The sequence below is a fragment of the Proteiniclasticum ruminis genome, from assembly GCF_900115135.1.
GTDB lineage: Bacteria > Bacillota > Clostridia > Clostridiales > Clostridiaceae > Proteiniclasticum > Proteiniclasticum ruminis_A.
In genome coordinates this window covers 91,795-101,746 of the sequence record NZ_FOVK01000008.1, presented here as the reverse complement: position 1 = coordinate 101,746, position 9,952 = coordinate 91,795, and the positions used below count along the sequence as shown (strand labels likewise).

Genomic DNA, 9,952 nt, shown 5'->3' with positions numbered 1-9,952 from the left:
CCATCTCCTGATAGATAGACTGTTCTAACTTTTTCCATATCATAGGTTTCTTCCAGATAATTGGCTACATCCAACCATAGAGACTCATTATCCGACAGAGCGGTAAAATAGCGTTTATGGATCAGCTGATGGCGATTTTTGGATAAGGGCTTACGCCCTTCATGGACATACACAATCTTGGCGATGGTGGATTTTCCATTCTGCAATGCAACATGATCCTCATCTGCTTCAATATAGAGCACAGAGGGTGTGCTATCCTTTCTGTCGGACATTTCCGCAGCCTCATTGGGGATAGGCTCTCTGCCTTTTATGACGTTCATCACACTCATCTTGGAAGTTATTCCACTGTAGGACAAAGCATCGATCGTTTTCTGATATGACATAGACGTTGCATGTTCCATAATCCTAGCTTTCAAGCCTAAATCCATTCTCTCATGTGGAGTGAGTCCTACCTGGTCGTCAGACAGGTAAGCGTACGCTCCTGTCTGCTTATGGACATAATACGTCCTCCTGAAAGTGATTTCGCCTAAAACCGTATTGAGTGTCTTCTCGTCGCCATTTCTTTCCACATACCAGTCTTTCTTTCTGCTTTTGCTTTCTTTGATTGCCTGATCCAGATTCTCCATGATTTCTTTTGCCACTAGGGCCGCTGTCTTTCTGAAATCCTCTTCCAATCTTGTTGTCATCTCACTGAAGTTTATCGTTCCAGCTAGAGCTCTATGAAGATTCTCCCCATAACTCCTAGTGATAATTTCCATAGCCTGTTGTATAATGTTCATGAGAATAGTCCTCCCGAGTGTGTTTTTTGGTTGCATATTAAGCATATCATACGGGGTTCTATTCTCTTTTATTTTTCCTACAATAATTTTACACTAGCAGTTTAAAGAAATCATGAACGAATGCATAAGAAAAGAGAGCCCTAAAGCTCTCTTTAAAGAACATTTTCTCATTTTGCTGAAAGACTGATGGTGACCTTCACATCCGTGACCTCTTTCAGCTCTTCTTTGCTTACAGGAAACAAGACATGCCGTGTGGCAATATCCATGGTGCCGATCTCTGCAGCCCGTCTTCTGATAAATACTTCAGCCACATTTCCTTTCACAAGGAGACTCTCTCCAGTGACTTCATTGGACCCTGAGCTTTCCACAAGTATCACTGCGATAAATCCTTGGGTTTTAAAATATTCCTCATTCACTTTTTGCAGGGCATTGAGGCTTTCATCATCAATAAAAAACGGATTTTCGAGGATGGTGTACTCCTCATTGTAGTCCGTGAACTCCTCATAGGTTCTGATGATTCTATGTTCACTCTTCATATCCAAGGAGTCTGAAGTTCTAAAATTCATCACATCCAGAATCTGGCCACTGTAATTCACAGCAACCTTTGGTGCCATCTCTAGGACCTCTTCTGCTGGAGCCTCTGCTGGAGCTTCCGCCGTATCCTCCGGAGCACTTTCGGTTACGCCAACCATATCTCTTTCTACAGCAGTCTCTTCCGCTGCCATTTCCTGTGCTCCACAGGCTGTCAGGAATAATAAAGATAGTATAATGAGTATTCCTTTCATCGCTTCACCTCCTATACTTATTTAAACATACACCGGCATGTCATAGATTGCGAAATAATAACAAAAATAATACAAATCATAACAGGAAAATGAGAACGGTGCAGCTATCTTCTGCACTGTTCTCACTTATTTTTTTATGCAATCTTACTCTTGATGAGGTCTGCGATTTTATGGGCAGCGGCATTGATCTCATCCTGATCTTCGCCTTCCAGCATGATTCTTACGAGAGGCTCGGTTCCGGATGGACGGATCAGCACCCGGCCTTTTCCTTCCAGACTTTCTTCCACTTCACGGATGAGGTCCATGACCTCTTCATCCACCTCATGGATGTTCTTGAACTCGTTTGGTATCTTCACATTGACCAGCACCTGTGGCAGCATTCTCATGACGGATGCCAGTTCAGAGAGGGTCTTTCCTTTCTTCTTGACAATGCCAGCCAGCTGAATGGCGGTGACAATACCGTCTCCTGTGGTGTTGAAGTCTTTAAAGATCACATGACCGGACTGCTCTCCGCCGATGGAGTAGTTGTTTAAAAGAATATCCTCCAGCACATAGCGGTCTCCCACAGCAGTGATGGATACCTTAAGTCCCAGTTCCTTCGCCGCAAGCATCAGTCCAAGATTACTCATAACGGTGACCACGATGGTGTCATCCTTGAGTTTTCCCATCTCTTTCAAATAAAGTCCTGCGATGAGGATGATGAAGTCTCCATTGACCAGTTCGCCCTTTTCATTCACTGCAAGGCATCTGTCAGAGTCTCCATCAAAAGCAAGACCCAGATCACAGCCCTTTTCCACCACAAACTTCATGAGATCCTCCGGATGGGTGGATCCGCACTTTTCGTTGATGTTCACGCCATTGGGCTCATGATGGATGACAAAGACTTCTGCACCCAGCTTTTCAAAAGCTTCCGCTGCAGCCAGGTAGCTTGCGCCATTGGCGCAGTCCAATGCAATCTTCAGTCCAGAGAGATCTCCCTCTAAAGTATTCACTGCAAAAGCCACATAATCTTTTGTGGCATTTTCTGCACGGCTCACATGTCCAATGTCTTTTCCTGTTGGCACTGAAACACCTTCAAAATCCCCTTCAATGAGCTTTTGGATTTCATCTTCCAACGCATCAGACAGCTTCAGACCTTCGCGGTTGAAGAACTTGATGCCGTTGAACTCCACAGGATTATGGGAGGCAGAGATCATGACACCCGCATCCGCATCATATTCACGGACAAGATAGGCCACAGCAGGTGTAGGCACCACGCCAAGGAGTACAGCTTCTGCACCAACACTTAGGATTCCTGCCACCATGGCAGACTCCAGCAAATCTCCTGAGATTCTTGTGTCTTTCGCCACCAGAATCTTTGGCTTATGCGCACCTTTCGTTAATACCAAAGCACCAGCCTTACCCAGCTGAAACGCCAGCTCCGGTGTCAGCTCACTGTTGGCGATTCCTCGAACGCCATCTGTTCCAAACATTCTTCCCATACAATACCTTCCTTATTTCAAATTAATTCTCTTGTGTTCTCTTAAACAATTTTCACATGTCTTATTATATATCAGATGTCGAAATCATAGCAAACCTTTTAGCCTTTTCCTTGATTTCCAAGGCATAATTCACTTTTTTACAGGTATATCCTATATTGACATTTACCCGGACAGATTATACTATGAAATCCTGGAGTGTCACGGTGATACCAACCTTTTTTCACAAGTCAGGCACCTGGGAAGGAACCCTATCATGATCAGTACCTTAAAAGAAATCTATGGCAGCTATCCTCTGAAAAAATGGGATATCGCCTTACTCTTTTTCTTCGTCCTCCTAAGTTTCATGCCACCCCTTTATTTCCACCTTACCCAGTCTCCCGCAGAAGGAGATAAAGTCATCATCGTGGAGAAGGATGGAAAAGAAATATTCAGGCATCCATTGGACGAATCCATGGCCCATGAAGTCCAGTTTCCCTTTGTCCACAACGGAGAATCCTATGAAGGGAATCTTGAACTGAAAGACGGCGCTGTGAAGCTTCACAGATTGCCGGAAGAGATTGTTCCCTTATCCATTCATGAGGATATGGGCTGGATCTCTGAAAGCTATGAAGTCATCGTGGCACTGCCTGTGAAAATGGTCGTCAGAATATCAAGCAGCGAAGTAGATGAGGTGGACATTACCACCTAGTCTACTTTTCTTTTTCTCCATTTCTGTTTTTATCATGATCTTTATGGAATCCAGGCTCCTGAACGAGATTGTCCATACCGCCCACACCAAAAGGCATGCCTTGGGACAGCATCTTGTCGTAGACCACCTTGGTGGGCATGAGCCACACTTCACCGGTGCCTCTGAAGACTTTGAGAAGTCCTTCACCGGAAAAACCGGAACCAATCAGGGTCTTGGTGGTTTTTTCCACAGTAAACTGTATGCCTGCCGTCCTTAAGATGGAGAAGCTTCCATCAATCTTCAGCACATCATCCACTAAAGAGTACTTGAAGATTTCAGTTTCAGGAACCGGAATCTCCAGCACCACAATGCCTGTGCCGGAGAGCTTTGTCTGAAAAAAGCCTTCCGAACCAAAAAGAGCACTGCTGATGCTTTTCATGGTGGTGACACTGATGTCGATGGTATCTTCTGCTGCAAAGAACAGTTCATCATCGATGATGATTTCTTCCTTTTCCAGCTGAAGGATGGCGTAATGTCCAAAGGATGGTTCCAGAAGGATCTCACCAACGCCTTTAAAGAGGGGTTTGATCACGGGTTCTCCCGAAATCTTGGAGGAGACAAACTTCTTGGACAGTCCCATGAGACCACCTGTGTTTGTGGAAACCTCAATGGGTCCTCTCATAAAGCTCAAGGCATTGGGCTCTGTATAGACGCCGCCTCCCTGCAGCACAATACGAAGCTGACGCAGCTTGATGTTCGCATCTCTCATATAAGAGAGCATGAACGCTGTTTTCACATCCGTTCCTCCGCGAAGATCATCATACTCCAGAACCTGAAAGGTGGAATTGTTTTTAAACTCGCTGAGCTTTGTCAGGGTGTTGTTCATTTCGATATTGGTTTTCAAGGACATCGCCGCCTTTTTCAGTATTTTCTCTCATTATAGCACTTGGTGGATGATCTTGTGAACCAATGAAAAAAGCTTCCCACTGCTGAGAAGCTCTCCTGAATCTTTACTCTTGTAAAACTCTATTCTACACTTCGATATAATGATCTACTATATCTAAAATACGTAGGATTTTTTCAATTCTGTTTTCCAAATCAAAACCATCCTTAGACTGCTTTATTCTCAGTATATTTTCTTCATCAAGATATCCACTTAATCTCAACTGGTCAAGTAACTGAATGTCATCTTGATTAGTACCAGTAAATACAAAGCCTTCATTGCTATTTCTTATAATTACTGTATTTTTCCCATTTCCATAGATTAGAGGTTGACCATAGTCTCCGAGACTCACAAATTTCGTTTTTTGCTCCTTGATGGCCATTAGATATGGATCCCAATGCTTTCCACTAAGTATTGTTCTATTCATCATCAAACACTCATACGTACGATTCGAATCAGGCCAGTAGTAATACCCATCCCAGTGGTATCTAAATGAACTGTAATTAATATAGTAATCAGCCCATTTCCAATTTATTCCCGATCTCTGGTATAGACTATTCTTCTTTTCATCAATTAGGGATTGGATCGTGATATCAGGATCCGAAAGCCTGTCCAATAAATTCATAAGAACGAATCTGGTTTTTTCAAATCCTCCTCTCCTATTGCTTGGAGTAAATAAATCTCTCCAAGTTACCCGTTTATTACTTGCCAAGAATGTTCGCCATTTTGCATTCTGAGTATAATCACCAATGGTCAGCATCGCCAAGATTATTGGGGTAAAGTTGCAGTTTGCCTCGAAGACATTTCTAAATACTTTTCCTCGTTCAGCAATCTTTTCTGTCAGCTCAAATATTGAGATGCTGCCTTGCAATAAATCATGATCCTCCAAACGAAATACTTCTTCTTGTAGCTGTGGAAACCGAGAAATAAAGCTAACCTTCTGATTCTCTTCCTCTACCTGTGACTTGTTGAACTTTGTATCTTGATCGACTTTACCATACTTCACTATTTCTTCAACTGATACTAGCAATGCCCCTAAGTTCTCATTACGCACGGTATCCTCAGATTTTTGTATTAAATTTCGTATTAACCTAATTTTCTTTCCAAATTCTTTCGTTGGACTTTCCATCTGTAGAATAAATGCGTAAAGAAGTATTTGTTCACCCAACGAGAACGGATTGATTCTTGAATCTGGTTGATAACTTGATGCACATTTTTTTAGCAGGTTCACAGTCGGACTTGTAAAAAAAATCCTCGTTTTTTCTAGTACAAACTCCGCTTCATTTATGTACAGAAATTCTTGAAAGAGAATGTTCCCATTCTTATAATAAAGAGCCAGAGTATCTAGAATACTGAACAGTCTATCAATATTATTATGATCACGAAAAACTCTCTCATATCTTATGAAATAGTCTTCCTCTTCTATCACATCGTTCAGTTTTGATTCCAAAATATCAGTTATATAGTTAAAAACTCTTATGAATCCATTGTCAACTTCGTGTGCGATATCATTAGTTTGGTTATCCTTAAACATGCTCCAAAATAAGTCAGACCATTCCTGATCAACTTTATGAATGAACTCATCCGTATAGTTTTTGGGAAGAAGCTCAGAGAACCTTATCTTAAAGTATTCAAATTCCGTAAGCTCCTTACCTCTGGAGTTCATTTTAATATAGAGTTCATCTGGCAAGTTAAGCTCATCAGTATACAGTATATGGAAAACAAAAGGAGCGTTTTCTAGCGATATCAACCTATCCCAAACATCCGTTTTACAATACTCTTCATATTTCATCTCAATTGCATCAAGCATTATCAGCATAGAATGAATTGTTGGGTCATTAATCCAACCTGCAAAAAACCAGGAAGCATCCATAATGCCTTTTGAAACAGTCATCCCTGACCAATCAGGCTGATATCTGACAAGTCCATTACAAAATACTCGTGAGCTGTGACGGACATCATAGGTAAATCCCCTCAGCACAGATTCTGATTCCTGAAGTTTTCCCTCCTTTGCTGCAATAAACCAATGCAGAAGAAACAATGTAGTTAATCTCTGCTGTCCATCTAATGGGTAAAACTTCTTATTAGCGCTGCCTTCACACTCTTCACTGAATCCGTATATAAAGTCTAATTCAAGAATAACATCAGAAGTGATGATTGTTTTGAACATAGCATTAAGAATATTCTCTCGAACTTTAGAAACCTTTTTAGAAGTTCTTCCGTGAACATAATCTCTTTGAATAACAGGAATTACAATATCATTATTGCTTAACAGCTTCCAAAAGCTAGTTTCCATCTTTAGACCTCACCTTCTATTTTAATAAGATATCCACTTCTTCTCAGCACAGCCTTAATTTCTTCGAGATAATTCTTTCGATCCTCATAACTCCAGAAATAGTAATTTCCTTGAGTTGCATTTTTATTATAGTATTTCAAAAACACCCTTTTAGTACATATCGGGATGTATTTACCGTCCTTATCCATTGATATGATGGTCCGTCTCTTGAGTTCAAACACCCCATTATTTAAAGCCGAATTTTCAGCTTGACCTAGTAATGCGAGGTTTGATAGTCCATGCATCTCATCAGAATATATCGTTTCTTTTTCAGAAAAGAATATTCCAATACGATTTGCTAGTAACATGAATTTATCCCAGTTAAGAACTTCATAATTAACCTCTAGAATTTCAGACTCCAATTTTCTGAGTTGCTCTTTCAGTTGTATATCTTCTATTTGATTCTGAAAGTCTACAATCAGCTTCAGATGAGAATCGGTCCATTGCTTCCATTGTTCTTTTTTGGTTTTATCAAGCCCTTCCGCATTCTGAGCATGTATATGCTCAATACTCCAGTTTGATTTTTTATGGAGACTGAATGGATAATAATCTAGTGCAGACTCGTTTGTTCTTAACGACTCTATGTTAAACAATGTTAGTACTCTATAGATTTTAGAATAGTCTCCTTTATTCTCATAACTTAATGACTCAAGATTAAATCTGATACTCTTAGCAATTTCTGAATCAATATAGTATGTAAATGCACTTTTGGGCTCCCCAAGCGATCTCTCCACAAGATCTGCTAAACTTACACCTATGGTAATTAGATATCCAATCTTATGATACAAATCTCTATTTTTATACCATTCAACTAAGGTCTGATCATATTTTTCAATATCTAACCACAAACTCCATAAATCTTTACTTTTACCATTCACCACTTTATAGAAGTGTAGAAAGGTAGACAACGGATCTTTATTTTTATCTGACTTCTTGGCGATCAAATCCAGAAGAAGTTCTATTTTATTTGAATAATCTTCTGGATTTTCATTTGTGATAAAAGCCCAGTATTTTTCATCATTAAGTCTTTGCTCCATGCTATCCCACAGGATTGCTATCTCTGTCTTCTTCTGTTCTTGCTTATCATCTTTCTCAAAACTCGTCTCTGAAAGAAATAATGCTTTTACAAGTTCTGAGTTTGTTAGCGGAATCTTGCCAAGATTAAGACGAGTAAAAAGCTCATTGCTGTTAACTTCAACAGGTACTTCATACCAGATGACTTGAACTGATTTCTCCTTGCCTTTTCTTCCTAGTAACGTACTCAAAAAATTAAACCTATCCGTTCTATTTTCAATATTATTGGAGTCAGTAAACCACTCTTTAATCGTCTCATATGTTGTATGCATATAATAATAGTCGATATTTGAATTGTCCTTTTCTAGATTTTTAAGAAATTTTGCACTTCCAGGTCGAGTTTCATACGATATTGTGAAGATTTCTTTTCCGTACTCTTCTTTGAGACTGTCAACTTTAAGAACTTCTTTCGTTAAATAGTACAGGAGAATATACAGCGTTGTGAGACGCTGTTGTCCGTCAACAACTTCCCAATATTCTTCATTGATTATCGTATTAAGGACCTTTTTCACAACCACAGGCTGCAAACAATAAAATTTGTCATTACCTTCTTTTTGAGTAAAACCCCATATATCGTTCAAAAGATCAATTACTTGTTGTTTCGTCCATCTGTACCCTCTTTGGTAATATGGAACATAGAACTTTTCATCCAACAAATCATTAACAGATTTGAACATCAAACGCGTTGACACATACAATCCCCCTTCTTTTCGATTTTAACCTTATAGAATAACTTATAAACGGATAATTGTTTAGAATTTTCAATCTATTATTATTGTATATCCTTTGCATTCTAAGTTCAACCTAACCTGTTTGGTATTTCTTATATATACTAAACAAGGCTTCCCATTGCTGAGAAACCTCGTCTATCTTTTTCTTCTATTACAGCTCTACTTTTTCTTTCACTTCTGCACTGCTGTGCACTTCAAGCTTTTCATTATACTCCACACGCTGGATTCTGCACCCAGGACCAACCTTGATTTTGTTCCCCCGGACCATCTTCGCTGTTGTGTTTTCCAGGTAGATGTCATCTCCTTCTATGAGATCGGAAGTTAAAGTGCCGCTTTTCCCTCTGGAAATGAGCCCTGAAAGCACTCCGTTAAAAAACTCCCCATCGGATTTCACAGAAAGACTTTCGCAGTAGATTTCTTCTACTTTAGAGTCTCCTACAAGCTTAAACTCTCCATGTCCCACATTAAGAACTCCCGCAATCTGAACTTCTCCGCTGAACTCCGCTTTTTCTGCATTGACTTCCTCTGCTCTTTCCAAAGCACCAAAGACGGTAAGCTTCTCTGCATCCAGCTTTTTCAAAGAGCATTCCCCGAATACCTTGAGATCCTGACATTGAAAGTGCCCAAAAATTTCTGCGTCTCCATAGATTTTCGCTTCTATGGCTTCCACATCTTTTCTGAACTCCGCATCTCCGTAAACTCTTAAGCTCTCCACCTTCACATTCTCTATGGCTTCCAGGTCCCCTGCCGCTTTTATGCTGTAAGCTTCCACTTCTCCCTTCAGGAGAAGATCTCCTGCACAGGAGATCTTCCCATAGAATCCTTTTTCCAGCGTGATGTCTCCAACACTTTTCACATCTTGTCTATCCATCCTTTACCTCCTACCAGCGCATCTTGATGATCCAATCTCTCATGGCTTCCAGCTGTACTTTATACATGTCATCTGTCTGATAATCTGTAGCAAACTCACGGCCATTCAGGAGATTTTTCATCTGGTAGCTGATGCCTTCTTCTTTTTGGTCCAGGATTTTCCCATCATGGGTCAGAACATGCATATTGAATTTATTACGTTTCATTTTTATCCTTCCTTTATTTCCAGAGATCCTATCTCTGATGAAGTCCTTTTGCCGACTGGTCTAAAACTCTTCTCTCCTGCC

General features: G+C 40.3%; 9 protein-coding genes. 1 reads left to right on the top strand and 8 read right to left on the bottom strand.

Features of this window, described 5'->3' with window-relative positions:
* The 3 genes from BM243_RS11400 to glmM form a co-directional block, all read right to left on the bottom strand.
* Positions 1 to 779: UPF0236 family transposase-like protein (locus BM243_RS11400; protein ID WP_177213512.1), on the bottom strand; the 779-nt coding region annotated here is incomplete at its 3' end.
* Positions 780 to 946: 167 nt separating this feature from the next.
* Entirely contained in the window at positions 947 to 1,564 is a 618-nt protein-coding gene (locus BM243_RS11395) for a hypothetical protein (RefSeq protein WP_074912480.1), read from the bottom strand.
* A 134-nt stretch (positions 1,565 to 1,698) separates the two neighbouring features.
* Positions 1,699 to 3,045: a phosphoglucosamine mutase gene (gene glmM / locus BM243_RS11390; RefSeq protein ID WP_074912479.1), complete on the bottom strand. Its 1,347-nt coding sequence runs from the start codon at positions 3,043 to 3,045 to the stop codon at positions 1,699 to 1,701.
* Between the two features lie 253 nt (positions 3,046 to 3,298).
* Between glmM and BM243_RS11385 the strand changes: the two genes are divergently transcribed.
* Positions 3,299 to 3,733, top strand: a complete 435-nt coding sequence (locus tag BM243_RS11385; protein ID WP_074912478.1) for a NusG domain II-containing protein — start codon at positions 3,299 to 3,301, stop codon at positions 3,731 to 3,733.
* Between the two features lies 1 nt (position 3,734).
* On the opposite strand, the gene BM243_RS11380 is transcribed toward BM243_RS11385, so the two are convergent.
* From BM243_RS11380 to BM243_RS11360, 5 genes are all read right to left on the bottom strand, one after another.
* On the bottom strand, positions 3,735 to 4,616 hold the full coding sequence (locus BM243_RS11380) for an AIM24 family protein (RefSeq protein WP_074912477.1): 882 nt from the start codon (positions 4,614 to 4,616) through the stop codon (positions 3,735 to 3,737).
* 127 nt (positions 4,617 to 4,743) lie between these two features.
* Positions 4,744 to 6,951 (bottom strand): DUF262 domain-containing protein, encoded by a 2,208-nt coding sequence (locus BM243_RS11375; RefSeq protein ID WP_074912476.1) that lies wholly within the window; start codon positions 6,949 to 6,951, stop codon positions 4,744 to 4,746.
* Positions 6,952 to 6,953: 2 nt separating this feature from the next.
* Positions 6,954 to 8,756: a DUF262 domain-containing protein gene (locus tag BM243_RS11370; RefSeq protein WP_083422775.1), complete on the bottom strand. Its 1,803-nt coding sequence runs from the start codon at positions 8,754 to 8,756 to the stop codon at positions 6,954 to 6,956.
* Between the two features lie 190 nt (positions 8,757 to 8,946).
* Positions 8,947 to 9,666, bottom strand: coding sequence for a hypothetical protein (locus BM243_RS11365; protein ID WP_074912475.1), 720 nt, complete (start codon positions 9,664 to 9,666; stop codon positions 8,947 to 8,949).
* 10 nt (positions 9,667 to 9,676) lie between these two features.
* The gene (locus tag BM243_RS11360; protein WP_074912474.1) at positions 9,677 to 9,871 is read right to left on the bottom strand and encodes a hypothetical protein; all 195 of its coding nucleotides are present in this window, start codon (positions 9,869 to 9,871) and stop codon (positions 9,677 to 9,679) included.
* Between the last annotated feature and the right edge of the window lie 81 nt (positions 9,872 to 9,952).